The organism is Streptomyces ferrugineus (assembly GCF_015160855.1).
GTDB lineage: Bacteria > Actinomycetota > Actinomycetes > Streptomycetales > Streptomycetaceae > Streptomyces > Streptomyces ferrugineus.
In genome coordinates this window covers 4,517,716-4,543,743 of record NZ_CP063373.1, presented here as the reverse complement: position 1 = coordinate 4,543,743, position 26,028 = coordinate 4,517,716, and the positions used below count along the sequence as shown (strand labels likewise).

The 26,028-nt window shown below is 71.4% G+C and carries 23 protein-coding genes; 11 read left to right on the top strand and 12 right to left on the bottom strand.

Annotated elements, in window-relative coordinates; all coding sequences use genetic code 11:
- Window positions 1–3 precede the first annotated feature (3 nt).
- The 5 genes from IM697_RS20730 to IM697_RS20710 form a co-directional block, all read right to left on the bottom strand.
- On the bottom strand, window positions 4–807 hold the full coding sequence (locus IM697_RS20730; protein ID WP_194049197.1) for a class I SAM-dependent methyltransferase: 804 nt from the start codon (window positions 805–807) through the stop codon (window positions 4–6).
- A complete protein-coding gene (gene rfbD / locus IM697_RS20725; RefSeq protein WP_194049196.1) occupies window positions 794–1,675 on the bottom strand; it encodes a dTDP-4-dehydrorhamnose reductase in 882 nt (293 codons plus the stop codon). Before rfbD ends, IM697_RS20730 begins: the two co-directional genes overlap by 14 nt.
- Window positions 1,672–2,652: a dTDP-glucose 4,6-dehydratase gene (rfbB, locus tag IM697_RS20720; protein ID WP_194049195.1), complete on the bottom strand. Its 981-nt coding sequence runs from the start codon at window positions 2,650–2,652 to the stop codon at window positions 1,672–1,674. The genes rfbD and rfbB overlap by 4 nt, the downstream gene beginning before the upstream one ends.
- Window positions 2,649–3,716 carry a glucose-1-phosphate thymidylyltransferase gene (locus tag IM697_RS20715; RefSeq protein ID WP_194049194.1) on the bottom strand — a complete coding sequence of 356 codons (1,068 nt, stop codon included), beginning with the start codon at window positions 3,714–3,716 and terminating at the stop codon, window positions 2,649–2,651. Before IM697_RS20715 ends, rfbB begins: the two co-directional genes overlap by 4 nt.
- 95 nt (window positions 3,717–3,811) lie before the next feature.
- Window positions 3,812–6,262, bottom strand: coding sequence for a SpoIIE family protein phosphatase (locus IM697_RS20710; RefSeq protein WP_194049193.1), 2,451 nt, complete (start codon window positions 6,260–6,262; stop codon window positions 3,812–3,814).
- Between the two features lie 158 nt (window positions 6,263–6,420).
- On the opposite strand from IM697_RS20710, the gene IM697_RS20705 reads away from it, so the two are divergent.
- Window positions 6,421–8,571 (top strand): SpoIIE family protein phosphatase, encoded by a 2,151-nt coding sequence (locus IM697_RS20705; protein WP_194049192.1) that lies wholly within the window; start codon window positions 6,421–6,423, stop codon window positions 8,569–8,571.
- A gap of 122 nt (window positions 8,572–8,693) precedes the next feature.
- Here IM697_RS20705 and IM697_RS20700 read toward each other — a convergent pair whose 3' ends face one another.
- Window positions 8,694–10,040, bottom strand: a complete 1,347-nt coding sequence (locus IM697_RS20700) for a S1 family peptidase (RefSeq protein ID WP_194049191.1) — start codon at window positions 10,038–10,040, stop codon at window positions 8,694–8,696.
- A gap of 188 nt (window positions 10,041–10,228) precedes the next feature.
- Here IM697_RS20700 and IM697_RS20695 point away from each other — a divergent pair, with 188 nt between their 5' ends.
- The 5 genes from IM697_RS20695 to IM697_RS20675 all read left to right on the top strand — a co-directional run bounded on the left by IM697_RS20695 (window position 10,229) and on the right by IM697_RS20675 (window position 17,269).
- Entirely contained in the window at window positions 10,229–10,642 is a 414-nt protein-coding gene (locus tag IM697_RS20695; RefSeq protein ID WP_194049190.1) for a PaaI family thioesterase, read from the top strand.
- Between the two features lie 473 nt (window positions 10,643–11,115).
- Window positions 11,116–11,331: a type A2 lantipeptide gene (locus IM697_RS20690; RefSeq protein ID WP_194049189.1), complete on the top strand. Its 216-nt coding sequence runs from the start codon at window positions 11,116–11,118 to the stop codon at window positions 11,329–11,331.
- A 94-nt stretch (window positions 11,332–11,425) separates the two neighbouring features.
- Window positions 11,426–12,232, top strand: coding sequence for an HlyD family efflux transporter periplasmic adaptor subunit (locus tag IM697_RS20685; protein WP_194049188.1), 807 nt, complete (start codon window positions 11,426–11,428; stop codon window positions 12,230–12,232).
- Window positions 12,229–14,451, top strand: a complete 2,223-nt coding sequence (locus IM697_RS20680) for an NHLP family bacteriocin export ABC transporter peptidase/permease/ATPase subunit (RefSeq protein WP_194049187.1) — start codon at window positions 12,229–12,231, stop codon at window positions 14,449–14,451. Before IM697_RS20685 ends, IM697_RS20680 begins: the two co-directional genes overlap by 4 nt.
- Before the next feature lies 1 nt (window position 14,452).
- Window positions 14,453–17,269, top strand: a complete 2,817-nt coding sequence (locus IM697_RS20675) for an NHLP bacteriocin export ABC transporter permease/ATPase subunit (RefSeq protein ID WP_194049186.1) — start codon at window positions 14,453–14,455, stop codon at window positions 17,267–17,269.
- A gap of 4 nt (window positions 17,270–17,273) precedes the next feature.
- Here the strand turns inward: IM697_RS20675 and IM697_RS20670 are convergent, their stop codons facing one another.
- A complete protein-coding gene (locus IM697_RS20670) occupies window positions 17,274–17,804 on the bottom strand; it encodes an SRPBCC family protein (RefSeq protein WP_194049185.1) in 531 nt (176 codons plus the stop codon).
- Between the two features lie 6 nt (window positions 17,805–17,810).
- Window positions 17,811–18,158: an ArsR/SmtB family transcription factor gene (locus tag IM697_RS20665; protein WP_194049184.1), complete on the bottom strand. Its 348-nt coding sequence runs from the start codon at window positions 18,156–18,158 to the stop codon at window positions 17,811–17,813.
- 203 nt (window positions 18,159–18,361) lie between these two features.
- On the opposite strand from IM697_RS20665, the gene IM697_RS20660 reads away from it, so the two are divergent.
- Window positions 18,362–18,784 carry an STAS domain-containing protein gene (locus tag IM697_RS20660; RefSeq protein WP_194049183.1) on the top strand — a complete coding sequence of 141 codons (423 nt, stop codon included), beginning with the start codon at window positions 18,362–18,364 and terminating at the stop codon, window positions 18,782–18,784.
- Between the two features lie 137 nt (window positions 18,785–18,921).
- Here IM697_RS20660 and IM697_RS20655 read toward each other — a convergent pair whose 3' ends face one another.
- On the bottom strand, window positions 18,922–19,356 hold the full coding sequence (locus IM697_RS20655) for a protease inhibitor (protein WP_194049182.1): 435 nt from the start codon (window positions 19,354–19,356) through the stop codon (window positions 18,922–18,924).
- Window positions 19,357–19,681: 325 nt separating this feature from the next.
- Between IM697_RS20655 and IM697_RS20650 the strand changes: the two genes are divergently transcribed.
- The 4 genes from IM697_RS20650 to IM697_RS20635 all read left to right on the top strand — a co-directional run bounded on the left by IM697_RS20650 (window position 19,682) and on the right by IM697_RS20635 (window position 23,177).
- Window positions 19,682–20,227 (top strand): hypothetical protein, encoded by a 546-nt coding sequence (locus IM697_RS20650; protein WP_194049181.1) that lies wholly within the window; start codon window positions 19,682–19,684, stop codon window positions 20,225–20,227.
- A 40-nt stretch (window positions 20,228–20,267) separates the two neighbouring features.
- Window positions 20,268–20,960 (top strand): alpha/beta fold hydrolase, encoded by a 693-nt coding sequence (locus tag IM697_RS20645; protein ID WP_194049180.1) that lies wholly within the window; start codon window positions 20,268–20,270, stop codon window positions 20,958–20,960.
- Between the two features lie 73 nt (window positions 20,961–21,033).
- Entirely contained in the window at window positions 21,034–22,203 is a 1,170-nt protein-coding gene (locus tag IM697_RS20640; RefSeq protein WP_194049179.1) for a lactate 2-monooxygenase, read from the top strand.
- Complete coding sequence (locus tag IM697_RS20635) at window positions 22,200–23,177, top strand: 2-hydroxyacid dehydrogenase (protein ID WP_194049178.1); 978 nt, start codon at window positions 22,200–22,202, stop codon at window positions 23,175–23,177. The genes IM697_RS20640 and IM697_RS20635 overlap by 4 nt, the downstream gene beginning before the upstream one ends.
- Window positions 23,178–23,225: 48 nt before the next feature.
- Here the strand turns inward: IM697_RS20635 and IM697_RS20630 are convergent, their stop codons facing one another.
- The 3 genes from IM697_RS20630 to IM697_RS20620 all read right to left on the bottom strand — a co-directional run bounded on the left by IM697_RS20630 (window position 23,226) and on the right by IM697_RS20620 (window position 25,868).
- The gene (locus IM697_RS20630; protein ID WP_194049177.1) at window positions 23,226–24,836 is read right to left on the bottom strand and encodes an RICIN domain-containing protein; all 1,611 of its coding nucleotides are present in this window, start codon (window positions 24,834–24,836) and stop codon (window positions 23,226–23,228) included.
- Between the two features lie 405 nt (window positions 24,837–25,241).
- Entirely contained in the window at window positions 25,242–25,619 is a 378-nt protein-coding gene (locus tag IM697_RS20625; RefSeq protein ID WP_093909932.1) for a toxin Doc, read from the bottom strand.
- A 3-nt stretch (window positions 25,620–25,622) separates the two neighbouring features.
- On the bottom strand, window positions 25,623–25,868 hold the full coding sequence (locus IM697_RS20620) for a hypothetical protein (RefSeq protein WP_194049176.1): 246 nt from the start codon (window positions 25,866–25,868) through the stop codon (window positions 25,623–25,625).
- Window positions 25,869–26,028 lie beyond the last annotated feature (160 nt).

Sequence of the window (26,028 nt, the reverse complement as noted above, 5' to 3'; positions counted from 1 at the left end):
GGTTCAGTGACCCCCACCCACCCCTTCGACGGCCTTCCGCAGCGGCTCCCATCCCCGCGACCGCCCCACGCCCAAGGCACGAGCCCTCGTCAACGGCCGCCAGAAGCCCGCCCCCAGCAGCGCCTCCGGCGCCACCGCCCCCGCCCGGTCCAGAATCGTCTCCGGCACCTTCTGGGGATCCGGCACGTCGTACTCGGCGACGATCTCGTCGTACCGGTCGCGCAGCACGGTGTTGCGCCGGTCCGCGCCGAACACCACGAGCTGCCCGGTCGGATGTGTGTCCACCTGTACCGTCACCAGGTCGGGGCGGTACCGCCCGAGAATCTCGGCGATCTTGTACACGTCCCCGGTCCATGCGCCGGTGTGCCGATCCCGTGCCGCCTCGTCGACGTTGCGCGGCAGCATGTCGTCGAAGACGATCACGCTGGTCCAGTCGGAGTGCCGCTCGATGTTCATGAAGTCCCGCAGGGCGTACTCGAACAGGTGCATGCCGTCGATGAACGACAGGTCGAGGACGGTGCGACGCCAGTACCCGAGCGGACTGCGCCCCCGCCGCAGGTTCCGCAGTGGGTGACGGCCGCCCTTGAGGTGGCTGAGCGGGTTGTCGCGGGCGAAGAACTCGTCGCTGGTGGCCTTGACCAGGTGGACGTCGCAGCGGATCTCCGTGACGACCTTGAAGGCGGGGTCGACGGCGATGGTGGGGACGCGGGACAGCCGGAGGCTGCGGCCGTCGTTGACGCCGATCTCCAGGTAGTTGCGGTTGCCGCTGACCTTGTGCAGTTCCTTCAGGAACTCATGGCGTTTCACGAAGGGTCTCCTTGCGGATCCGGGGCAGTGCTTCGTGCAGGGCGGTGCGCCAGTCGCGCGGTGGTGCGAGGCCGAGCCGCTGCCGACGGCCGGGCGCGAGGACGCTGTATGCGGGACGGGGCGCGGGTCGGGGGAAGGCCTCGCCGGTGACGGGGCGCACCCGGTCGGGGTCGGCGCCGAGCAGCCGGAACACCTCGCGGGCCAGGTCGTACCAGGTGGCCTCGCCGGAGTTGGTGGCGTGCAGGACGCCGGGCGCGTCATGGCCGACGCGGGGGCCGAGGTCGGCGATGAGCGCGGCGAGGTCGGCGCTCCAAGTGGGCTGGCCGCGCTGGTCGTTCACGACGTCGACGGTGTCCAGTCGGGACTCTAGGTCGATCATCGTGCGGACGAAGCTGCGGCCGTGGACGCCGTACAGCCAGGCGGTGCGTACGACCGTGCTCGCGGCGGGCAGTTCGTCCGACACGCCTTGCTCGCCCGCCAGTTTGGTGCGGCCGTAGGCGGTGCGCGGGGCCGGGGGGTCGTCTTCCGTGTAGGGAGTTCGGGCGTCCCCGTCGAAGACGTAGTCGGTGGAGATCTGGATCAGGCCGGCCTCGTGTGCGGCGCAGGCCCGTGCGAGCAGGCGCGGGCCGTCTCCGTTGACGCGCAGGGCCCGTTCCTCGTCCCTCTCGGCGTCGTCGACGGCCGTGTACGCGGCGCAGTTGACGACGAGTTCGGGACGGTGTGCCGCGAGGGCGCGGGCGACGGACTCGGAGTCGGTGATGTCGAGGGCCTTGTGGTCCAGGCCCGTCACCTGCTCGCCGCGGGTGCGCAGTTCCTCGACCAGGTCGCGCCCGAGCATGCCGCCCGCGCCGGTGACCAGCCACCTCATCCGTGCTCCTCGCCGACGCGCCGCTTGAGGGGTTCCCACCAGGCGCGGTGGTCGCGGTACCAGGCGACGGTGGCGGCCAGGCCCGAGGCGAAGTCGTGGCGGGGCCGGTAGCCGAGTTCGGTGCGGGCCTTGGTCCAGTCGACGGAGTAGCGCAGGTCGTGGCCCTTGCGGTCCTCGACGTACCGCACCCGGTCCCAGTCGGCGCCGCAGGCCGTCAGCAGCAGCCCGGTGAGGTCCTTGTTGCTCAGCTCGGTGCCGCCGCCGATGTTGTAGATCTCGCCGGGGCGGCCCTTCGTGCGCACGAGTTCGACGCCGCGGCAGTGGTCGTCGACGTGCAGCCAGTCGCGGACGTTGAGGCCCTCGCCGTAGAGGGGGACCTGGTGCCCGTCGAGGAGGTTGGTGATGAACAGCGGGACGACCTTCTCGGGGAACTGGTGCGGTCCGTAGTTGTTGGAGCAGCGGGTGACTCGGACGTCGAGGCCGTGGGTGCGGTGGTAGGCGAGGGCGAGCAGGTCGGAAGAGGCCTTGGAGGCGGAGTACGGCGAGCTGGGCCGCAGGATGTCGTCCTCGGTGGACGAGCCGGTCGCGACGGAGCCGTAGACCTCGTCGGTCGATATGTGCACGAAGGGTTCGACGCGGTAGCGCAGGGCCGCGTCCAGCAGGGTCTGGGTGCCGACCACGTTGGTGAGCACGAAGTCGCCGGCCCCGTCGATCGAGCGGTCCACGTGGGACTCGGCGGCGAAGTGCACCACTTGGTCGGCCTCGGCCATCAACTTGTCGACGAGTTCGGCGTCCTGGATGTCGCCGCGCACGAACTTCAGCCGGGGGTGGTCGAGTTCGAGGTTGTCGAGGGTGCCGGCGTAGGTGAGCTTGTCCAGCACCGTGATCCGTGGCGCGTCGGGTGTGTCATGGGCGAGCAGCCTGCGGACGTAGGTCGAGCCGATGAAGCCGGCGGCGCCGGTGACGAGAAGGTTCATGGGTGGATCTGCACCTTGCTGTGGTCTCCGAGGACGAGGTGGTGGGCGCTGGGGACGCTGGGCGCGGGGGTGACCTCGACGTGCCGGCCGATGAGCGAGGACTCGATCCGGCCCACCCCGTGGATCGTGGAGTCCCGCAGCACGATGGAGAACTCCAGCTCGCTGTCGATGATCCGGCAGTTCTCCGCGATGGAGGTGAAGGGGCCGATGTAGGAGTCCTGGACGACGGTGCCGGAGCCGACGACGGCGGGGCCGACGATGCGTGAGTTGACGACGCGCGCGCCCTCCTCGACGACCACGCGCCCGACGGTCTGCGACGCCTCGTCGACGTCGCCGTCGATTCGGCGGGTGATGTCCTCCAGGACGGTGCGGTTCACCTCCAGCATGTCGCCGACGTTCCCGGTGTCCTTCCAGTAGCCCTTGATGACGGTGCAGCGCACGTCGGCGCGGCGGTCGATGAGGTGCTGGATGGCGTGGGTGATCTCCAGTTCGCCACGCCAGGACGGGGTGATGGCGCGGACCGCGTCGTGGATCTTGGGCGTGAACAGATAGACGCCGACCAGCGCGAGATCGCTCTTGGGGTGCTCGGGTTTCTCCTCCAGGCCGATGACCTGGCCGCTGCCGTCGAGTTCGGCGACACCGAAGGCCCGCGGATCCTGTACCTGGGTCAGCAGGATCCGGGCGTCGGGGCGGTCTTGCCGGAACTCGTCGACGAGGTCGGCGATTCCGCCGACGATGAAGTTGTCGCCGAGGTACATCACGAAGTCGTCGTCGCCCAGATAGTCACGGGCGATGAGGACGGCGTGCGCCAGCCCCAGCGGGCGTTCCTGCGGAATGTAGGTGATCTCCAGGCCGAACTTGGAGCCGTCGCCGACGGCGTCCTGGATCTCCGTGGCGGTGTCACCGACGATCACGCCGACGTCGGTGATGCCGGCCGCGGCGATGGATTCCAACCCGTAGAAGAGAACGGCCTTGTTGGCCACCGGCACGAGCTGTTTGGCCGAAGTGTGCGTGATCGGCCTCAAGCGCGTACCGGCGCCACCGGACAGCACGAGAGCCTTCATCTGCTTCACCTTAGCCCCGATTCGGCCATTTTGAGGACTGAGGCGTTGGCCTGTCTGTCACTGCCGTGCTGTCGTGCGTTCACCGGGGTCGGGCTTCAGGCCCTCAGGGCGATCTCGCTCCACACCTGTTTTCCGCCACTGACCGGCACCGTTCCCCATGCCACCGACATGGCCTCGACCAGCAGGATCCCGCGCCCTCCGGTGGCCTCCCAGCTCACGCTCGTCGGCTTGACGGGGCTCCGGGGCGAGGCGTCGGCGACCGCGACGCGCAGCCGGTGGTTGACGAGGGTGAGGTCGAGGCGGACACGGCCGTCCGTGTGCACGAGGGCGTTGGTGACCAGTTCGGAGACGACGAGCAGCGCGGCGTCCACGTCCGGCTGCGCCAGCGTCCAGGCGCGCAGGGTGCGGCGGGTGAAGCGGCGGGCGTGGCCGACGGCCTCCGGGACGCGCCAGACCGTCCAGCTCTCGCGCAGCGGCCGTACGGCCATGCCGTCGTAGCGCAGCAGGAGCAGCGCGATGTCGTCGCTGCGGCGCGCCCCCACCAGCAGGGCGTCGGCGACGAGGCCGAGGTGGGCGGGGTCGGAGCCGGCGAGTCGGCGGGCGAGCCGGTCCATGCCGGTGTCGATGTCGTCCTCGGCGGACTCGACGAGGCCGTCCGTGGTGAGGGCGACGACGGTGCCGGGTGCCAGGCCGAGCGGGCTCATCGGGAAGTCGGCCTGCCGCATCACCCCGAGCGGCGGGCCACCCTCGGCCTCGGTGATCTCGGTCCGGCCGTCGGGGTGGCGCAGCACGGGCGGGAGGTGGCCGGCGCGGACGCACCAGGCGGAGCCCTCCTCCAGGTCGATGTCGACGTAGCAGCAGGTGGCGAAGAGGTCGGTCTCCATCTCCATCAGGAGCCGGTTGGCGTGGTGGACCACCACGTCCGGGGGGTGCCCTTCGGCGGCGTAGGCGCGCAGCGCGGTGCGCATCTGGCCCATGAGGGTGGCGGCGGCCGCGCTGTGGCCCTGGACGTCGCCGATGACGAGGGCGACGTGGTTGTCGGGCAGCGGGATCACGTCGTACCAGTCGCCGCCGACCTCCAGGCCGGCCGTGGTCGGCAGATAGCGGGCGACGGCCTCCGCGCCGGGCAGCCGGGGCAGTCGGCGCGGCAGGAGCTGGCGCTGGAGCATGCCGACGAGTTCGTGCTCGGCGTCGAAGGCGTGGGCGCGCAGCAGGGCCTGTCCGGCGAGGCCGGCGGAGGCGGTGAGCAGGGCGCGCTCGTCGGCGCCGAACTCGTGCGGGGCGTCCCAGCCGATCAGGCAGGCGCCGGCCACGCGGCCCCCGGCGGGCAGCGGCAGCACGGCGAGGCCGCCGGGGCCGACGTCGGCGAGGGCGGGTTCCAGCGGGGTGCCGGCGGGCCAGATCCGGGCGCGGCCCTCGCGCAGCGCGGCGGCGAGGGTGGGCATGGCCCGCACGGGCGCGTCCGGCCATTCGGTACGCCACTCCAGGCGCCACAGCTCCGGCCAGGACTCGGGTTCGGGCGGGTCGAGGACGGTGACGACGAGGCGGTCGTGCTCCAGTTCGGCGAGGGCGATGCGGTCGGCGCGCAGCGGCTTGCGCAGGGCGGTGACGACGGCGTGGCTGACGTCTCGGACGGTGCCGGCGGTGGCGAGGGCGGCGGCGAGGCGCTGGACGCGGGCCACGTCGGTGACCTCGGCACGCAGGGTGGAGGCGTCGGCGACGGTGCCGACGAGGCGGGCCGGGCGGCCCTCGCCGCCGGGCAGGAGGCGGCCGCTCAGCCGGAGCCACCTGGGCGGGCCGGCGGGTTGCAGGACGCGGAACTCCAACTCGCGGTCGCCGATGGACATGTGGTCGGCCTCGACGACGGACATCAGCGACGGCAGGTCCTCCGGGACGGTCAGGCCGAGCAGGGTCTCGACCTTGCCGTCGAACTCGTCCGGGCCGAGGCCGAAGAGGTCCAGGATGGTGTCGCCGACCTCGACGCGGCCGGTGTCCATGGCGAGGCTGAAGGCGTTGACCGGCAGCTCGCCCGCTTCGGCGGCCGCCGACGGTGCGGGCAGGGCGACGGCCTCGGCGATCAGCTCCAGGCACGCGCGGTCCTCGGCGTCGAAGCCGCCCGGGCGCTCGCTCACGGCCAGCAGACAGCCGGCGTCGCCGTGGGCGGGCAGGACGGCGAGGGAGAAGTCCCGCGACGGCACCCGCCGTGACTCCGCGCGGTCGGCGAGCTGCTCCGGGCCGAGCCACACGGGGCGGCCGTCGCGGTGGGCGTCGGCGAGCGGGGACCCTCCGGTCGGGGCGTAGCCGTCGCGCAGGCCGTACAGAGTGCGGGGCACGCCGACGGACTCGACGAGGCAGAGCAGCTCACCGTCCTCGCTCGACGTGTACACGGCAGCGAGGGAGGCCCCTCCGAAGACGAGCGCCTGCTCGAGGATCCGCCGCAGTCGCTCGGGCGGGTCCGGATCGACGGCAAGCGCCTTCAGGGCCTCCTCGGCACGCAGTCTCCTCGTCCTGCGTCCCGCGGCGCCCTCTGTGACCACGTCCGCCATTACAGCGCTTATGAGTCACCTGCGCAGCCCCTGGGAGCGTTCTGTGAAGGGGCCTGCGCGGCGGCTGCTCGAAAGGCGCCGTCCGCTCGCCGTGCGCGGCGGGCCGTGAAGAGGGAGATTTGTGGCCTGGGACCCGTCGCGAGGCTCCGGCGGAGGAGGTGGTCGGCGTGTCCGACGGGCAGACGTCCGCCCAGGCGCCGGCGGCCGCGAGGACACGGGTCGGCCGACCGCTGCTGTCGCTGGCGCTGGCCTCGATGATGGAGGAGGTGCACGCGCACTCCGGTGGCGTGTATCTGCTGGCGGCCGACGAGCCGGTGCTGGAGATGGCGGTCATGGCGGGGCTGCCCAGGGCGTTCGCGGCACCGTGGGAGCGGGTCGGGCTGAGCGCGCCGATCCCGGTCGCGGAGGCGGTGCGCGAGCGGCGGCTGGTGTGGGTCGGGGGCGAGGAGGACATGGCGGCCCGGTATCCGCGGATCGCGGTCGTGCTGCCGTATCCGTTCGCGCTGGCGGCGCTGCCGGTGGCCACCGAGACCACGGCCTATGGCGCGATCTTCGTGACCTGGCCGGGCTCGCACCCGCCGGAGCTGTCCGCCCGGGACCGGGACCATCTGACCGCGGCCTGCCGGCGGCTCGCGGTGCGCCTGGAGCGGGCCATCGAGGCGAGCCGCCCGCCGCTGCCGGAGCCCGATCTGCTGGCCGGTCCGGCGTTCGGCGGCGCGGCCGGCATGTTCGGCACGGTGGAGGCGGCGCGCATGGTGCAGCGGCTGCCGTACGGGCTGTGCTCGCTCGATCTGCACGGCCGGATCAGCTTCGCCAACCCGGCGGCGGCCGAGCTGATCGGGGTCCCGGTCACCCGGCTGCTCGGCAACCAGCTGTGGGCGGCGGTGCCCTGGCTCAACGACCCCGTCTACGAGGACCGCTACCGGGCCGCGCTGTTCAGCCAGCAGACCACGTCGTTCGTGGCGCTGCGTCCGCCCGGCGAGTGGCTGTCGTTCCGCATGTACCCGAGTACGACCGGGCTGAGCGTGCGCATCAGCCGGGCCCGCGCGGTGGCGGAGATGGGCCGCCGCGGACCGCAGCCGGGTGACGCGCCGTCCCGACTGGTGACCATCTCGCAGGTGCTGAGCCTGGCCGGTGCGCTGACCGAGGCGGCGAGCGTGCAGGACGTGGTGCAGTTGGTCGCGGACGAGGTCGTCCCGGCCGTCGGCAGTCAGGCGCTGGTCGTCCTGGGCTCGCGGTCGGGCCGGCTGCATGTGCTCGGCCACCGCGGCTTTCCGGACCCGCACACCGTGGAGCGCTTCGACGGGCTGCCGCTGGCCGAGCGGACCCCGGGCGGACAGGTCCTGAGCACCGGGGTGCCCGCGTTCTTCGACTCCCGGCAGGAGCTGGAGCGGCTGTATCCGGCGCGGGTCGCCGCCCCCGACTCCTTCGCGGCCTGGGCGTATCTGCCGCTGATCGCCTCCGGGCGGCCGGTGGGCACCTGTGTGCTCGCCTACACCGAGCCGCACCCCTTCCCGGCGGACGAACGCGCGGTCCTGACCAGTCTGGGCGGGCTCATCGCACAGGCGCTGGAGCGGGCCCAGCTCTACGACGCCAAGCACCAGTTGGCGCACGGGCTGCAGGCCGCCCTGCTCCCCCACACGCTGCCGACGCTGACCGGTATCGAGGCGGCCGCGCGCTATCTGCCGGCCACGCAGGGCATGGAGATCGGCGGCGACTTCTACGACCTGGTGCCGACGGACCACGGCCTGGCGGCGGCGGTGATCGGGGACGTGCAGGGCCACAACGTCACCGCGGCCGGGCTGATGGGCCAGATCCGCACCGCCGTACGGGCGTACACGACGGTGGGCCAGGCGCCGGAGGAGGTCATGCGCAGCACCAACCGGCTGCTGATCGACCTGGGCTCCGACCTGTTCGCCAGTTGTGTGTATCTGTCCCTGGACCCGGAGCACGGCCGGGCGGTGATGGCCCGGGCCGGGCATCCGCCGCCGCTGCTGAGACGGCCGGACGGGCGGGTGCGGGTGCTGGACCTCGCGGGCGGCCCGCTGCTGGGCATCGACGGCACGCCCGCCTATCCGACGACGCAGGTCGATCTCACGCCCGGCTGTGTGCTCGTGCTCTACACCGACGGGTTGATCGAGTCTCCGGGCGTCGACATCGAGGACGCGCTCGCCGAGCTCGGGCGGCTGCTCGAGGACGCCGGGGAGCGGCCCCTGGACGAGCTGGCCGACCTGCTCGTGCGGCACGGCACGGCGGTGCGGGAGCGGGTCGACGACGTGGCGTTGCTGTTGTTGCGGGCGCGTGGCTGACGGCCCGGGAAACGGAGCGGTCCGGCCCTCCCGCCGGAGGGCCGGACCACGTTCTCGTCCGGGTCACTCGGATCCGCGTGTGTCCTTTGGATCAGCCGGATCCGTGCGTCGGGTCTCGGGTGTCAGTTCCCGACGCCGTTGCCGACGATCTCGCCGAGGCCGTTGCCAGTGCCGTCGGCGTTGCCGTTGCCGACATCCTGACCGGCTCCGGCCTCTTCACCGGCTCCGGCTTCCTCACCGGCGCCGGCTTCCTCACCGGCGCCGGCCTCTTCACCGGCGCCGGCCTCTTCGCCCGCGCCCGCCTCGTCGCCGGCACCGGCCTCGTCACCGGCGCCCGCGCCGCCGCCCGCGGCGTCGCCGAGGGTCGCGCCGACCGCCTCCAGGGCGGTGGTCACCGGCTGGAAGAAGGTCTCGCCGCCGACGGTGCAGTCGCCGCTGCCGCCGGAGGTCAGGCCGATGGCCTGGCCGTCCTGGGTGAACAGGGAGCCGCCGCTGTCGCCGGGCTCGGCGCAGACGTCGGTCTGGATGAGCCCGGTGACCGTGCCCTCCGGGTAGTTCACGGTGGCGTCGAGCCCGAGGACCTGACCGTCGCTCAGCCCGGTGGTGCTGCCCATCCGGAAGACCTGGAGGCCGACCTCGGCGTCCGCGGCCTGGCTGATCGCGACGGTCTGGTTGCCGAGGTTGACCTCGCTGGGCGCCTCGGTCGCCGGGTCGTCGTACTTGACCAGCGCGAAGTCGCCGTCGCCGGGGAACGTGGACTGATCGACGGTGGCGATCGGCTGGCCGCCCTCGGCGTCCGACCACTCGTTACCGGCGAGCGTGCAGTGACCGGCGGTCAGGAAGGCGGGGGTGCCGTCGCCCGCGGTGACGTTGAAGCCCGTGGAGCAGCGTGAGCCGCCGGCGAAGATGGCGTCGCCGCCGGAGAGGAACGTCTTGAAGGTGCCGGCCGACTTCTTGATGGTCGCCATGCCGGAGCCGAGGCTGTCGACGGTCGACTCGAGCTGGTCCCAGTTGTCGCCGGTGACGGTGGAGTCGGCGGTGACGAGGATCTTGTTCGTTCTGGGGTCGACCGCCCAGGACGTGCCGGGGATGGTCGCCTCGGCCTTCAGGGTCTGCGCGCCTGACTCGAGCTCGGCGAGGCTGTTCTCGACCTCGCGGATCTTCGCGCCGGCCTTCTTCGCCTGGACGACCACGTTGTTGTTGTCGCCGGGGATGACGTTGACGACGAGCTGCTGGCTCTCGGCGTCGTAGTACGAACCGGCGAAGGCGTCGCCGAGCAGTCCCGAGAGCTGCGAGGCGAGATCCGAGGCGTCCGCCGCCTTCAGAGTCTTGGGGGCAGCGGCGGCGGCGTCCGACGCGCCGTCCTGCGACGCGTTGGCGTTCGGCAACAGGATCGCGGCCGCTCCGAGCGCCGCCACGCCGCCCGCGGCTATCGCGGCCTTGCGCTTCGGAATTCGCTTGTGACTCAAACTTCTCGACCTCCTGGGGGACGGGGTCTGTGCCGCCGTCTCAGCGGCGGCTGTTCGGGGCGCCTGGTTGGCCATGGGTACGCACGGGTCGGGTGGTGCGTTCAATTCCGTTTGCGGGCACCCGAGTCGGGACGCCTATTCGGCCAGGCACCGCGCAGGAGGGCTCGGCGGCGGGAAGAATCCCCCATATGACGATGACCACCGCTGAAGCCGACAAGATCCTCTCCGCCAACTTCGCCCCCTGGGTCCTCGCCCTGGGCCTGACGGTCGAGGCGGTCGAGGACGACCGCGCCGTTCTGCGCATGCCCTGGTCACAGGAGCTGGCCCGGGAGGGCGGCGCACTGTCCGGGCAGGCGCTGATGGCCGCCGCCGACACCGCCACCGTGATCGCCGTGTCGGTGGCGCGCGGGGCGTACGGACCGATGACGACCGTCCAGCAGTCGACGTCGTTCCAGCGCGCGGTGATCGGTTCGGATGTCCTGATCGAAGCGGTCGTCACCAAGCTGGGCCGCCGTATGGCGTTCGCCGATATCTCGATGACGGACGAGGGTTCGGGAGACATCGCGGCGCGGGCGAGCACGGTCTACGCGCTACTCGGCTGACACGGTCCGCCACTGATCAGTAACGGTCGGTTGAGAACACAGAGCGGAATCCAAGCTTCAACGAATCCGCACATTCAATACTCAACGAAGTCACCGTGGACCAGGGTTCTGCACAAGCCGCTACCGCCGGTTACGCCATTGGGTCGGGAGTGTCGGATTCGCCGCCACAGCGACCCGAGCACTCCCGGGCAGATGCAACAGCCCGTCCGAGCCGATGCTGTGACGCATGTGAAGAACTCGCCGACGAGACGTGCCCACGTCTGCACGGATCGATGCCCCTGGGGCCCAAGTGCCCTGGTGAGACGGATGTTTGATTGGAAGCACGCGCCCACAGCGTGCTTTGATCCATCGCATCGCGGGGCCGCCAACGGCTTCCGGAAACGGCGCCAGGCGCCTGCGGTCGCGGCCGTCATCTGTCCCCAGAGGGGGCCGCTCCCCCTTGTGAGATATCCATTAGGAAGGGAAGTTCCATCATGAACTCCACCCCCCAGGTTGAGACCGTCGAGATCTCCGACGCCGAGCTCGACAACGTCTCCGGCGGCCTGCAGGTCAACGCCGTGAACGGTGCCCTGGACGCTGTCAACGGCATCGCCCCGGTCTCCGGCCTGGTCGACACGGTCGTCGGCACCGTGGAGGGTGTCACCGGCCTGCAGACCGCCCCGGTCACCAACCTGGTCGCCGGTCTCTGATCGCACCTTTTGCAACCTCTGAGTCCCGGAGCCATTCCCCGGTTCCGGGGCTCTCGGGTGCCCGAATACTCATCCTCAGGTGAGGGAAAGTTCCGTGCAGTTCCGCCAACAGGCCCTCGCCAAGCTCCAGTCACCGGAGGAGCTCGACCTTCCGGTGCGCTTCGCCCGCCCCCAGGGCTGGCTGGTCCTCTCCGTGACCGTGGTGGTCATGGCCGCCGCGTCCGTGTGGGCGGTGACCGGCTCGGTCGCCTCCACCGTCACCGCGCCCGCCATCCTCACCCACGGCCAGGGCAGCTACATCCTGCAGAGCCCGGTCGCCGGCCAGGTCACCGCGGTCGTCGCCGAGGAGGGCGAGCGGCTCCCCGCCAAGTCCCCCGTGCTGAAGGTCCGTACCGCCGACGGCGAGACGGTCGTGCGCACGGTCGCCGCGGGCCGCGTCACCGCGCTCGCCGCCACCATCGGGCAGATCATCTCCACCGGCGCGAACGTCGCCGCGGTCGAGAAGATCGCCCACGCCAAGGACCCGCTCTACGCCACGGTGTACGTCCCCGCCGAGAACGCGGCCACCATCCCCGACAAGGCCCCCGTGGACCTGACCGTCTCCTCCGTGCCCACCCAGGAGTACGGAGTGCTGCGCGGCCATGTGAAGTCGGTGGACCGCGCCGCGCAGTCCGCGCAGCAGATCGCCGCGTTCCTCGGGGACCAGCAGCTGGGCGAGCAGTTCACCAAGGACGGCCGGCCGGTCGCCGTACTGGTGAAGCTGGACCGCAGGTCGAGCACGAAGAGCGGCTACAAGTGGTCGTCCGCGGACGGACCGCCCTTCGGCCTCACCTCCATGACGCCGGCCTCGGGCTCGATCCGCCTCGCCGACGAGCGTCCCGTCGACTGGCTGCTGCCGTGAGCGCCGCGCAGGAGACACGGAGCAGGCGCCGCGCCGCCCCGCCGAAGCGCCCCGTGCCGAAGGGGAAGACGAAGACCGTCCGCACCCCCACCGTGCTCCAGATGGAGGCCGTGGAGTGCGGCGCCGCCTCCCTCGCGATGGTCCTCGGCCACTACGGCCGCCATGTCCCGCTGGAGGAGCTGCGCATCGCGTGCGGCGTCTCCCGCGACGGCTCGCGCGCCAGCAACCTGCTGAAGGCGGCCCGCTCCTACGGCCTGACGGCCAAGGGCATGCAGATGGACACGGCCGCCCTCGCCGAGGTGAAGACGCCGGCCATCCTGTTCTGGGAGTTCAACCACTACGTCGTCTACGACGGCATGGGCCGCCGCTTCGGCCGCCGCGGCGTCTACATCAACGACCCCGCCAAGGGCCGCCGTTTCATCCCCATGGAGGACTTCGACGGCAGCTTCACCGGCGTCGTGCTGGTCCTGGAGCCCGGCGAGGACTTCTCCAAGGGCGGCCGCAAACCGGGCATCCTGGGCGCGATGCCGGCCCGGCTGCGCGGCACCGCCGGCACGATGCCCGCGGCCGTCCTGGCGAGCCTGCTGCTGGTGGTGGTCGGCGCGGCGGTGCCCGCGCTGAGCCGCACCTACATCGACATGTTCCTCATCGGCGGCCAGACCTCCCTGCTGAGCGTGCTGTTCGCCTCGATGGGGACGTGCGTCGCGCTCACCGTCGTGCTGACCTGGCTGCAGCAGGCGAACCTGCTGCGCGGCCGCATCATCTCCTCCACCCTCTCCAGCGCCCGCTTCCTGCGCCATCTGCTGCGGCTGCCGGTGACGTTCTTCTCCCAGCGCAGCCCGGCCGACCTGGTGCAGCGGCTCCAATCGAACGACGCGGTCGCCGAGACCCTGGCCCGCGACCTCGCGGCGGCGGGCGTGGACGCGGTGGTCGTCGTCCTCTACGCGATCCTCCTCTACACCTACGACCCCCAGCTCACGTTCGTCGGCATCGGCGTCGCCCTGCTGAACGTCGTCGCGATGCGGGTCGTCATCCGGCTGCGCGCCACCCGCACCGCCAAGCTGCGCGCGGACAACGCCCGGCTCACCAACACCGCCTACACCGGCCTTCAGCTCATCGAGACGATGAAGGCGACCGGCGGCGAGGACGGCTACTTCCGCAAGTGGGCCGGACAGCACGCCACCACGCTGGAGGAGCAGCAGCGCCTCGGTGTGCCCAGCGCCTGGCTGGGCGTGGTGGCCCCCACCCTCGCCACCCTCAACAGCGCGCTCATCCTCTGGATCGGCGGCATGCGCGCGATCGAGGGCGGCATATCCGTCGGCCTGCTGGTCGCCTTCCAGGCCCTGGTCACCCGCTTCACCGCCCCCATCACCCGGCTGAACGGCGTCGCGGGCCGCATCCAGGACTTCGCCGCCGACGTGGCACGCCTGAAGGACGTGGAGAACTTCGAGGCGGACCCGCTCTACGGCCGTCCCGGCACCGGCGAGTCGACGCGCCGACTGCACGGCCATGTCGAGCTGCAGAACATCACCTTCGGCTACAGCCCCCTCGACAAGCCCCTGCTGACGGGCTTCGACCTCACGGTGGGACCCGGCCAGCAGGTGGCCCTGGTCGGCGGCTCGGGCAGCGGCAAGTCCACGGTGTCCCGGCTGATCTCGGGTCTGTACGCCCCGTGGGAGGGCGTCATCCGCATCGACGACCAGCGCATCGAGGACATCCCGCGCGGCGCGCTCGCGGCCTCCGTCTCCTTCGTGGACCAGGAGGTGTTCCTCTTCGAGGGCACCGTCCGCGACAACGTGGCGCTGTGGGACCCGTCGATCCCGGACGAGGCGGTGGTGGACGCGCTGCGCGACGCGGCGCTGTACGACGTGGTCATGCGCCGCCCCGGCGGCATCCACAGCAGGGTCGAGCAGGACGGCCGCAACTTCTCCGGCGGGCAGCGCCAGCGCCTGGAGATCGCGCGGGCGCTGGTGCGCCGCCCCAGCATCCTCGTGCTGGACGAGGTGACGAGCGCGCTGGACGCCGAGACCGAGCTGGTCGTGATGGACAACCTGCGCAAGCGCGGCTGTGCCTGTGTGGTGATCGCGCACCGGCTCAGCACCGTGCGCGACAGCGACGAGATCGTCGTACTCCAGCACGGCACGATCGTCGAACGCGGGCGGCACGAGGAGCTGGTGGCGCGCGGCGGCGCGTACGCGGCTCTGGTCAAGGAGCGGTGAGATGACCTCCCTCCACGAGGGTGACCTCGTCCTGGGCGCGCTCGGGCAGATGGGCACGCGCATCGACTGCGCCGGATTCAACCGCCTGGACCTCGAAGGCCCGCAGGTGCTGTGGCTGGTCGCGTCCGGCGCGGTCGACCTGTTCGCGGTCGACGCCGGACAGCAGGGCCACTGGCACCACCTCGGCCGGCTGGAGGCGGGTTCGCTGCTGCTCGGCCCGGTCGCCGGACCGCAGCACACGCTGGTGGCCCGCCCGCTCCGGGACTGCGTGGTGCACCGCATCGGACTGCGCGAGCTGTACCAGCCCGCGAACACACAGACGTGGTCCTACGACGAGTACGGCAACCCGCAGTACGTCCCGCCGCAGACGAGCCCCCTGGAGTACGCCCTCGCCCTGGGCGTCGGCCGGAGCCTGTCCATCCTCTTCCAGGCGCCGATGGCCACCGAGCGGGCGGCCGAGGTGACCGACGACGACGTGTTCTGGATGCAGGTGCCGCCGGGCAGCGTGCAGTACGGCTCGCTGTACGGCGCGGAGGCGGCGGCCGACCTGCTGATGGACCCGGCGGTCTGGCAGTCCATGGTCGACCAGCAGTACCGCCTGCTGACCACCCTCGACCGCTGGATCGAGCAGCTGGAGCGCACCCATGAGACGCGCACCGCCGAGGGCATCAAGGCCGGCGAGGCGGTGCGCGCGCAGGCCGATCGGACGCTGCTGGCGTCCATCGGCAAGCGCGGCGACAAGCGCACGACGGCGGCCGACGCGGACGCGAGCTACGCCGCCTGCAAGCTGGTCGCCGAGGCGGCCGGGATCACGCTGTCCGAGCCCGCGCAGTCCGGCACCGAGAGCGACCGGCTGGACCCGGTCGAGCGGGTCGCCATCGCCTCGCGCGTGCGCACCCGTGCCGTACGGCTCGACGGGCGGTGGTGGCGGGACAACGTCGGCCCGCTCGTCGGCCACCGGGCGCTGTCCGGTGCGCCGGTGGCACTGCTGTGGCGGCGCGGCGGCTATGTCGCGGTCCATCCGTCGACCGGGCGTGAGACGCCGGTCGAGAAGGCCAACGCGGAGGAGTTCGAGCCGCGCGCGGTGATGTTCTACCGTCCGCTGCCCGACCGCGCGTTGAGCCCGCTGAGGCTGCTGCGGTTCAGCATGCGGGGCACGAGCGGTGACCTGACCAACCTCCTGATCAGCGGTCTGATCACGGTGGCGATCGGTGCGCTGGTGCCGATCGCGACCGGCAAGGTGCTCGGTGAGTTCGTGCCGAAGGCCCAGACCGGGCTGATCGTGCAGTTCTGTCTGGCCGTGATGATCAGCAGTGTGGTGGCCGCGGCGTTCATGCTGCTGCAGAACCTGACGATCCTGCGCCTGGAGGGCCGTATCGAGGCGACGCTTCAGCCGGCCCTGTGGGACCGGCTGCTGCGGCTGCCGACGCGGTTCTTCACCGAGCGCTCGACCGGCGAGCTGGCGAGCCAGGCCATGGGCATCAGCGCGATCCGCCGTCTGATGGCCGGAGTCGGGCCGGTCGTCGCCTCGTCGGTGACGGTGGGAGCGATGAACCTGGCGCTGCTGTTCTGGTACAGCGTGCCGATGGCGATGGCGGCGATCGGCATGCTCGTCGTCATCGCCTCGGTGTTCCTGGGGCTCGGGCTGTGGCAGGTGCGCTGGCAGCGTCGGCTCGTGGTGCTGAGCAACAAGCTCAACAACCAGGCGTTCCAGACGCTGCGCGGGCTGCCGAAGCTGCGGGTCGCGGCGGCGGAGAACTACGCGTACGCGGCCTGGGCGTCGCAGTTCGCGCGCAGTCGTGAGCTCCAGCAGAAGGTGGGTCGGATCAAGAACCTCACCACGGTGCTGGGCGCGGTGTATCTGCCGCTGTGCACCCTGCTGATGTTCATGCTGCTGGCGGGTCCGGCGCGCGGGTCGATGTCGGCGGCGGCGTTCCTCACCTTCAACACCTCGGTGACGATGCTGCTGACCTCGGTCACCCAGCTCACGGGCTCGTTCGTGTCGGCGGTGGCGGCGCTGCCGCTGTTCGAGCAGATCAAGCCGGTGCTGGACGGCACGCCCGAGGTGCGCACGGCGAGCACCCGGCCGGGCCCGCTGACCGGTTCGATCGAGGCGCGCCGCCTGTCCTTCCGGTACTCCGACGACGGTCCCCTGGTCCTCGACGACGTGTCCTTCGACGTCCGGCCGGGCGAGTTCGTGGCGGTCGTCGGCCCCAGCGGCTGCGGCAAGTCGACGCTGCTCAGGCTGCTGATCGGCTTCGACAAGCCGGTCTCGGGCAGTGTGCTGTACGACGGCCAGGACCTGGCGGCGCTCGACCAGTCGGCCGTGCGGCGACAGTGCGGGGTCGTGCTCCAGCACGCCCAGCCGTTCACCGGCTCCATTCTGGACGTCATCTGCGGTACGGAGCCGTACACGCCGGAGGAGGCGATGGCGGCGGCGGAGATGGCAGGGCTCGCCGAGGACATCAAGCGGATGCCGATGGGCCTGCACACGATCGTCTCGGGCAGCGGCGCGATCTCCGGCGGTCAGCGCCAGCGCCTGATGATCGCCCAGGCGCTGATCCGCCGGCCGCGCATCCTCTTCTTCGACGAGGCGACCAGCGCCCTCGACAACGAGACCCAGCGCACGGTCATCGAGTCCACCAAGGCCCTCAACGCCACCCGCATCGTCATCGCGCACCGTCTGTCCACGGTGCTGGACGCCGACCGGGTGATCGTGATGGAGGACGGCAAGGTCGCCCAGCAGGGCCCGCCCGCGCAGCTGCTCGCCGATGTGAACGGGCGGCTGCACGAGCTGGTGCGCCGGCAGCTGGCGTGAGGGGTCAGGCCTCGGTGCCGGGGATCGGTGCCCCCGAGGGGAATCCGGCGGCGACATAACCGTCGTAGACGCCCTGCCACGGCGCGTCGACCCCGGCGTGCGGCTCCTCGAACGTCTCGCCACGCGTCCTGGCGTCGAGGGCGGCGAGGCACACCTCCCAGCCGGCGCTGGTGCGGGCGGCGGTGTCCTCGGCGGCCAGGACGTTGGTGAGGGTGAAGCGGGTGCGCTTCTCGTCGATCTCCTCCAGGTCGAAGTGCAGCTCGTCGCCGCCCCACTCGTAGGACAGGTGGCGGGGCGCGTCTACGGCGATGACCGTGCCCGGGAGGTCCGCCATGTCCGGGTCGTCGGGGAAGGCGACCGCGCCGCCGGGGCGCAGGTCGATCACCGCGCGGAACGGGAACCAGGCGGCGAGTTCGTCGGCGTCGGTCACGAACTGCCAGACCCGCTCGACGGGGTGGTCGTAGGTACGGCTGAAGCGGACGGCCGGGCGGCCGTCGTCCAGGGTCAGATAGGTGCCGGTGAGCTCGGTGGTCATGGCGGATCAGTCCTTCGGGGCGGGTTCCTCGCGGGTGTCCGACGCTGCCTCGTCCAAGCGGCGCCCCAGCGCGTCGAGGCTCTCGTTCCACAGCTTCCGGTAGGGCGCCAGCCAGGCGTCCAGCTCGGCGATCGGGCCCGGGTCGAGGGCGTAGACACGCCGTTGCGCGTCCTGCCGCACCCGCACCAGGCCGGCCTCCCGCAGCACCTTCAGATGCTTCGAGGTACTCGGCTGGCTCAGCCCGCATTCCTCCACGATCTCCCCCACGGACCTCGGCCGCTCGAGCAGCAGCGCGACGATGGCCCGCCGATGGGGGTCGGCCAGGGCGCTCCAGAGGGAGGCGTCGTCGGACATGCCGCCAACATGCCTCGACAGTTATATGCCTGTCAAGGCATATAAACCGGATGCCGGAACCGACCGACGAAGAGTCAAGCCCTGTCGGGCGAGATTCATCAGGTCGAGTGAACTAGATCTTGCGCGAGGCGCCGCAGGGATGCTCGGCCCCGCCCCCGGGTAACAACCCCGATCAAATGCGCCCCTGCCGAGGTGGAGCGGACATGACGCCGGATGCCGACGACCGCGCCCCCTATCCGATCGAGGGCCCGGCCATGGACCCCGCCCGGTCCGCGCCGCCCCCGGCGAACACCCATGCCCGCACACGCAGATGCGGTTCGTTCACGGTGGTCGAGGTCATGGGTGAGATCGATCTGGCGACCGAGGCGCTCCTCGCCGAGCATCTGGCGGCCGCGACCACCACTCCCGAGTCGGACGTACTGGTCGACCTGCGGCGGGTGGTCTTCTTCGACTGCTCGGGGCTGCGGGTCCTGTGCCGGGCCGAGACCCGGGCCAGGGACCGGGGTGGCCGGCTGCGGGTCGTGTCGGACGCGCCACGGATCCGGCGGCTGTTGCGCGGCGCGGGCCTGCTGGGGCGCTTTCCCCTCCTCCCCGCAATCCCCGGCGAGGAGGGCACACCTCGGTAGTACCACGAGGCGCCGGCCGGGCGGCCCCACTCCGCCCGACCGACCCCCGATGCGAGATCGCACGGCCTCCTCGGCCCGGCTCGCACTCCCCATCCGCGAGCCCTGCCGAACTGCACGGGACCGTGCGATCCCGGTCCTTAGAACGCGAAGAGGCTGGTCCCGTAGGAGCCCTTCACGCACTCGTTGCCGAAGGTGCGCTCATAGGACACGCGCTTGCCCTGCCACACCCCGTCGACCGTGACCACCACGGGGTCGTACTGCTTGGTGCACAGCACGCCGTCTCTGCCTCTGAGGGCGTCGAAGTCCCCGTTCACCCCACGCAGTTCGGCGCAGGCCGACCCAGGGGCGGGATGGGTGCCCGAGGGCGTCGGGGCGCAGCTCAAGGTGACCGCGCGCACCGGAGTGGTCATGGCGGCGGTGTCGCCGTGGGCCACGGTGAGCACCAGGGCCGAGGGGGCGTAGAGAGAGGCGGGGGCGGCGTCCGTGTCGGCCAGGGCGGATCCGGTGAGGGGTCCGCAGACGGCGGTGGCCGTGAGGCCGAGGGTCGCTGCCCAGCGCGCGGTGTTCCGCATTGTGTGCATCCTTCCGCTCGAATTGAGGGTGTGCCGGCTCCGGCGCGATCGGTGCCGGAACGACGACCGGGAGTCTGCCGAGTCCGGCTCCGAAACTCACATCGACACCATCGGTTTCAGTAACCTTGCGTATTGAATCAGTGGCGTGAAGTAACGGAGTTCGAACGTTCCAACGCCGAAACCTGGCGCCTCTTGATCGTTCCAACGCGCGCTTTGGCCGGATTCCGCATGCTGATTAATAGGCCTGAAACATTCCGATTGAGCCCTCGGCTGACACGCCCGCCACGCCCTTGTGTTCACGGCGAGGCGGAGTAATGGTGATTACATGATTACCAGCGAACAACGAGAGAAGCTGCGCGGCTGGTTCGCCGGCCGCCTGCCGGACGACCTCTTCGAGGAGCTGACCGAGGTCACGGTCGACCGCGAGGAGATCACGGTGATCGGCCGCATTCCCGCACCCCACCTGGCCGAGGGCGTCTCGGACACCGAGCGGGAGGCGGCCGTGGAGGGCCGGATCCAGGAGTTCCGGGAGCGCACCCGGGAGGCCCGGATCGAGGTGGCCCGGGATGCGGAGCGCCGGTTCCGCAGGAAGGTCTCCTGGGGTGTGGAGTGCGACGGTGAGCGCGCCCTGTTCACCCATGTCGCCGCGCCCGTGATGACCCGGCTGCGGCAGCCCGAGCGCCAGGTCCTCGACACCCTGATCGCCGGCGGGGTCGCCCGCAGCCGCAGCGAGGCCCTCGCCTGGTGCGTACGGCTGGTGCAGCGGCACACCGACGACTGGCTGACCGAACTGCGCGAGTCCCTGGAGAACGTCCAGCGGGTCCGGGCACAGGGGCCGGACAACGAACCGGAGGACGCGGACACAGAGTGACGGAGGAGCCGTTGTCAGACCCGTCGGCTACGTTGCGGGCATGACCAACTTCGTACTGGTGGCAGGAGCATGGCTCGGAGCGTGGGCGTGGGACGAGGTGGCGGCGGCACTGCGTGCGGCCGGGCACGGCGTCCATCCCCTGACGTTGTCCGGGCTCGCGGAGAGACAGGGTGAGCCCGCCGGGCAGCAGACCCATGTCCGGGACATCGTCGACGAGATCGAGCGGCTCGACCTGCGGGACGTCGTCCTCGTCGGACACAGCTACTCCGGCGTGCCGGTCGGCCAGGCGGCCGAGCGGATACGGGACCGGCTGACCCGTGTGGTCTTCGTCGACGCGAACGTCCCGGTCGACGGCGAGTCGTTCCTCGCGGGCTGGCCCAGCGACGAGGTGCGCAAGGCCATCGAGGCGACCGGCTACTGGCCGCCGGTGACCGCCGAGGACTGCGCGGGACAGGGCCTCACCGACGAGCAGATCGCCCGGTTCGTGCACCGCGCGACCCCGCACCCGGGTGCCACGGCGACGGAACCGGCCGTGCTCACGGGCGATCTGGGCGAACTCGCGGGGACGTACGTCAAGTGCCTCCTCGACGGGGACGAACCGTGGGGCGCGGCGGCCCAACTCCTCGAGAGCGAGCGCTGGGAGCTGGTGAACCTGGACACCGGCCACTGGCCGATGTTCTCCCAGCCGCGCGAACTGGCCCGTGTCCTCCACGAGTCCGTGACCGCCCCTTGATCCACTTCCCCGCCTACCGGTCGGTATGGTCTGCCTACAGCGCGTTCTCACTGGCGAGAGGCGGGGCGTACCCATGGGCAAGCACTGGGCGGACTTCCAGTACGAGATCTATCTGAACGGGATGGCGGGGGCCGTGCCCCGGCTGCCCACCGATCTGACCCGGCTGGAGGAGCTGACCGAGCAGCGCCTCGGTCCCGGCCCCGTCGGCTATGTGGCGGGCAGCGCGGGCGACGGGAGCACCGCCCGCGCCAACCGCACGGCCCTGCGGCGGCGCCGGATCGTGCCCCGGATGCTGCGGGACGTGCACGAACGGGACCTGTCCGTCGAGGTGTTGGGCCGTGCGCTGCCCGCTCCGCTGGCGCTGGCACCGGTCGGGGTGCTGTCGATCATGCACCCGGACGCCGAGTGCGCGGCCGCCCGTGCCGCCGCCGCGCAGGGCGTGCCGTTCACCCTGTCCTCGGCCTCCAGCACCCCGATGGAGCAGGTGGCGGAGGCGATGGGGGACGCCGAGCGCTGGTTCCAGCTGTACTGGCCGAAGGATTTGGAGGTGGGGCGGAGTTTCCTGGCCCGGGCGAGGGCGGCAGGGTTCAGCACGCTCGTCGTCACCCTGGACACGCCGATGCTCGCGTGGCGGCCCCGCGATCTCGACCAGGCGTATCTGCCGTTCCTGCACGGCGTGGGCACGGCCAACTACTTCTCCGACCCGGCCTTCCAGGCCGGCCTGGCCAAGCCGGTGCACGAGGATCCGAACGCCGCGGTCATGCATTTCGTCGGGATGTTCTCGGACCCCGCGAAGACCTGGCCGGACCTGGCCTTCCTGCGGGAGAACTGGGACGGCCCGATCGTCCTGAAGGGCATCCTGCACCCGGACGACGCCCGCGCGGCCGCCGACGCCGGGATGGACGGGGTGATCGTCTCCAACCACGGCGGCCGCCAGGTGGCCGGCTCCGTCGGGGCGGCGGACGCCCTGCCCCGGGTCGTGGCGGCCGTCGGCGACCGGCTGGCCGTGCTGTTCGACAGCGGCATCCGCACCGGCGACGACATCTTCAAGGCCCTCGCCCTCGGCGCGCGGGCGGTCCTCGTCGGACGGCCGTACGCCTATGGGCTCGGCCTCGACGGACAGGCCGGCGTCGAGCACGTCATCCGCTGTCTGCTCGCCGAACTCGACCTGACCCTCGCCCTGTCCGGGCACGCCACCCCCGCCACGGTCGGCCCCTTCGACCTCATCGAGGAATCCGCATGACCGCCCCGAAGAACGTCCTCGCCGTCATCTCACCGCACGTCGGCGGCCGTGGCATCGGCGCGGGTCTCGCCTCGCTCTTCCCCGACAGCGCGCACGTCACGGTCGTCGAGACGGCCGACGAGGACCCGGCCGCCCTGCGCTCGGCCCACGTGATCATCACCGCGCTCGCCCCGGTGAGGGCCGAACACCTCTCCGCCGCACCGGAGTTGGCGCTGGTGCAGTGCGCGAGCCACGGCTTCGAGTACGTCGACGCGGACGCGGCACGCGAGCGCGGGGTGCGGGTGTGCAACATCGGCTCCAGCGGTGCCGAGGCGCAGAACGTGGCCGAGCAGACCTTCGCCCTGATGCTCGCCCTGGCCAAGCAGCTGATCCCGGCCCACACCGCGCTCGTCGACGCCGACTGGGCACTCCCCCGGCTCCAGCAGTCGCTGACCGAGCTGTGCGGCAAGACGCTGGGCATCGTGGGGCTGGGCCAGATCGGGCGGGAGGTCGCCCGGCGCGCGGCCGTGTTCGACATGAGCGTGCTCTACGCCGGACGACGGCGACTGGCGCCGAAGACGGAGGCCGAGTTCGGCGGCGCCCGCCATGTGCCCCTCGACGAACTGCTGAGCACCGCCGACTACGTCTCCCTGCACGCGCCGCTCACCGACGAGACCCGGCACCTGCTGAACGCCGAGCGGCTGGCGCTGCTCAAGCCGACGGCGTTCGTGATCAACACGGCGCGGGGCGCCCTGATCGACCAGGACGCCCTCGCGGACGCGCTGGAGAAGGGCGCCCTGGCCGGCGCGGGCATCGACGTCTTCGACCCCGAACCGCCCACCCGGGCCCTGCGGCTGCTCCGCGCCCCGAACGTGGTGCTCTCCCCGCACGCCGGCGGCGTCACCCGCGAGACCCTGGTCCGCATCGCTCTGGCCGCCGTGCAGAACGTGACGGGGTTCCTGTCGGGCGAGGCCCCGCGGGACGTCGTGAACTGAGCGGGTCGGGGCACGGCGGCTCCCTGAAGAGGCCGAGGAACCGCGCGCCTACGCCTCCTCCTCCCTCAGCCCCACCGCCCGCGCCTCCGGCGTCTCCACCTCCTCGCTCGACAGCGACCCGGGGCTCGCCGACGTCGGCGGATCGGCCAGCCAGCGCTGCGACTCGGAGCCGTCGCGGACCTTGACGACGATGTCGGCGCCCACGTCCGCGGTCGTGGAGGTCAGGGCGAGCTGCTCGTCCCAGCGGGGCAGCAACTCGCCCTGCACGGTGAGGTCGTAGCGCACGTCGTCGGCACGCTCCGAGTCGTCGTCGGCGCACTTGCCGAGGATCACCACACCGGCGTCCACATGCGAGTCCAGGCACAGGCCGCGGTCCGCGACGCTGCGCAGCAGGCCGTCCTTCTCGTACGACCACTGCTGGGTGTCGGCGTCGGAGCACTCGGCCAGCTCGGTGCCGGCCCCTTCCTCGGGCTCGCCCCGGATGTCGAGGCACAGCTCGGCGTCGGCGTTGCGCAGCCTGGTCTGGCGCGGTGCGTCGGGGAGTTGGGCGGTGCCCGGGGGCGCGGTGGACACCGCGGGCGGGAGCCGGGTTCCGGCGCCGGTGGCCGTGGCGTCGGGGTCGACGCCGTCGTCGTCCGTCAGCAGGCCGGTGGCGAGCATGACGGCGATCAGCCCGGCCGAGGCCACGCCCACCCCCGTGAGCAGTGTCCGTGAGGTGCGCTGGCCGCCGGGCGATCTGCGGATGCCCCCGGGGAGGCGCGGCAGGAGGCGCCGGCGCGCGGAACCGTGCCGGGCGGAACCGCGCGCCCGGGGTCCGCCGCTCTGGGTACGGCCCGGACGGGTGTCCAGATAGCGGCGTGCGCCCCAGCCGAGCACCGCCTCGGCGATGAGTACGCCCAAACCGCCCTCGAAATGACTCAGTTGTTCGGCGGCGTTACGGCAGTAGCGGCACTCCGTCAGATGCTGCTGCACATCCGGCAACAGGGCCCCGCCCCGGCGAATCGGGACATCGAGGAGGCGGTTGTAGAACCGGCAATCCTTCGTCGGCGCGAGTTCCCGATGGGCATGTACACAGCCTTCGCGGAATTTATCACGCGCCTGTTCGAGCGCGGCCGAGGCGGTAACGGTATCCATGCCCAGTAGACCGGCGGGGACGCTTAGCGGCTCGGCTTCGACCTCGGTGTGCCAGAGCAGACATCGGGCAAGTCCCGGAAGCGCCTGGAATGACCGATCGGCAAGCTTCCGATTTTCGGGCGTCATGGACTTCGCGGTACGCATACCACGGCCGCCCGCCGGTTTCGCCAGTTCCGGCAGAACGCCCGCTATTCGGTCGTCGGCCGACCACTGCCGGACGGCGTCGCGGACCGCGACGAGGAGCCGGGGGCGCAGCGCGACGGCCGGTTCGCCCAGTGCCAGACGGTCGAGGACGTGGTGGAACGCGGCCGCGGTGACCAAGTTCGCGGTGTCGGCCGGGGAGGCGAGACAGATCACCGCGTATTCGTGGGCCGGTTGCCAGTGCCGCGCCATGAGCAGCGCGACGGACGGAGCGGCCTCGCCGTCCGGGCGGCCCCGGAGTCTGGCGGCGAGGCCTTCGTCGGATTCCTCCGGAACACCCCCGGGTGGGGGGTAAGGAGGGCGAGGGGGGTGGGGGGTGGGCACTGAACGGATTCCTTCCCACGCGCATGACACAGAAGTTCTGATGCCGAAAAGGGACCCGGTGACTTGGTGTGTACCTCTTCGACACGAGCGCGGGGAGCGAGAATTCACCAACATCCATCCGCACCGGTTCCCCACGGAACGAATGAGCCGGCCTTTTTCCACCCCCCACGGGTATGTTCACCCTTGCACAGCACGCTCATGACCAACAAGGCACTTGAGCAACATCCGTCACACTGAAAGGAAGTCAGATACGGTGCCAACTCGCCGCAGCCGTGTCATCATTCGGCATTCCGAGCACCCCGTGTGAAACCGACGCACGCGCCGGAGCACCACGCACGCTCCCCGGCGCACGCGCCCGCGCAGTCCCCTGGAAGCGGCCCTTCGGGAAGGGCCGGCGGGGAGGGGTCAGATCTGCCAGGAGCGCAGCCGGTCGGCAGCGCCGTACACATCGACCTTGCCGGAGATCAGGTCACGGGCGAGGTCGACGAGGGCGCCGTAGGGCGGGTCGATGCCGACGCCGCTGACGAACATGTAGGCCACCGCGGAGGCGCAGGCGAAGCGGGCGTTGGCCGAGGGAAGCGGCTTGAGCAGGGCGAGGGTGTGCAGCAGCGCGGCGGCCCGCCAGGCCGGGTCGGAGTCGACGCCCAGGCGGGGCGGATCGACGCGATGGCGGGCGACGGCGGCGACCAACGCGGAGAAGTCGTTGATCGTGGGCTGGTCCGGCAGGACCTCTTCGTGCCGCTGGAGCAGCCAGGGCACGTCGATGTGAAGGACGGGTGCCATCGGTCAGGCGGCCCGTCCCTCGCCCTTGACGGGCGGTTCGTCGTCGGGGAAGGCGGCCGCGAACTCGTCCGCGTGCGTCGCGAAGAACCGGCGGAACGCCTCGGCGCCTTCCTGGAGCGCCCGATGCCGTGCTATGTCGGCCGCGGCGGCCTCCCGGACGAGCGCCTTCATCGACGTACCGCGTTCCTTGGCGATCTGCCGCAGGTCCTCTAGCTCGCGGTCGCTGAACTCCACATTGAGAGCTGGCATGGCTCTCACGGTACCGCTCGGGTACTTACCCGTAAATACTCGCAGGTCAAGTGCGATGTACACCGGTACCTCGCGGCACCCGAACACCGCCGTCGGGCATGCGACCGATGGAGACGTGGGTCACATTCGACCGTGGGATGTCACATTCCGACCCCCGGCG

Bases quoted from the DNA above. Each gene is read 5' to 3' on its own strand.
- rfbD (WP_194049196.1), bottom strand. From the start codon at position 1,675: ATGAGGTGGCTGGTCACCGGCGCGGGCGGCATGCTCGGGCGCGACCTG.
- rfbB (WP_194049195.1), bottom strand. From the start codon at position 2,652: ATGAACCTTCTCGTCACCGGCGCCGCCGGCTTCATCGGCTCGACCTAC.
- IM697_RS20715 (WP_194049194.1), bottom strand. From the start codon at position 3,716: ATGAAGGCTCTCGTGCTGTCCGGTGGCGCCGGTACGCGCTTGAGGCCG.
- IM697_RS20710 (WP_194049193.1), bottom strand. From the start codon at position 6,262: ATGGCGGACGTGGTCACAGAGGGCGCCGCGGGACGCAGGACGAGGAGA.
- IM697_RS20695 (WP_194049190.1), top strand. From the start codon at position 10,229: ATGACGATGACCACCGCTGAAGCCGACAAGATCCTCTCCGCCAACTTC.
- IM697_RS20690 (WP_194049189.1), top strand. From the start codon at position 11,116: ATGAACTCCACCCCCCAGGTTGAGACCGTCGAGATCTCCGACGCCGAG.
- IM697_RS20675 (WP_194049186.1), top strand. From the start codon at position 14,453: ATGACCTCCCTCCACGAGGGTGACCTCGTCCTGGGCGCGCTCGGGCAG.
- IM697_RS20670 (WP_194049185.1), bottom strand. From the start codon at position 17,804: ATGACCACCGAGCTCACCGGCACCTATCTGACCCTGGACGACGGCCGC.
- IM697_RS20665 (WP_194049184.1), bottom strand. From the start codon at position 18,158: ATGTCCGACGACGCCTCCCTCTGGAGCGCCCTGGCCGACCCCCATCGG.
- IM697_RS20660 (WP_194049183.1), top strand. From the start codon at position 18,362: ATGACGCCGGATGCCGACGACCGCGCCCCCTATCCGATCGAGGGCCCG.
- IM697_RS20655 (WP_194049182.1), bottom strand. From the start codon at position 19,356: ATGCGGAACACCGCGCGCTGGGCAGCGACCCTCGGCCTCACGGCCACC.
- IM697_RS20650 (WP_194049181.1), top strand. From the start codon at position 19,682: ATGATTACCAGCGAACAACGAGAGAAGCTGCGCGGCTGGTTCGCCGGC.
- IM697_RS20645 (WP_194049180.1), top strand. From the start codon at position 20,268: ATGACCAACTTCGTACTGGTGGCAGGAGCATGGCTCGGAGCGTGGGCG.
- IM697_RS20640 (WP_194049179.1), top strand. From the start codon at position 21,034: ATGGGCAAGCACTGGGCGGACTTCCAGTACGAGATCTATCTGAACGGG.
- IM697_RS20635 (WP_194049178.1), top strand. From the start codon at position 22,200: ATGACCGCCCCGAAGAACGTCCTCGCCGTCATCTCACCGCACGTCGGC.
- IM697_RS20625 (WP_093909932.1), bottom strand. From the start codon at position 25,619: ATGGCACCCGTCCTTCACATCGACGTGCCCTGGCTGCTCCAGCGGCAC.
- IM697_RS20620 (WP_194049176.1), bottom strand. From the start codon at position 25,868: ATGCCAGCTCTCAATGTGGAGTTCAGCGACCGCGAGCTAGAGGACCTG.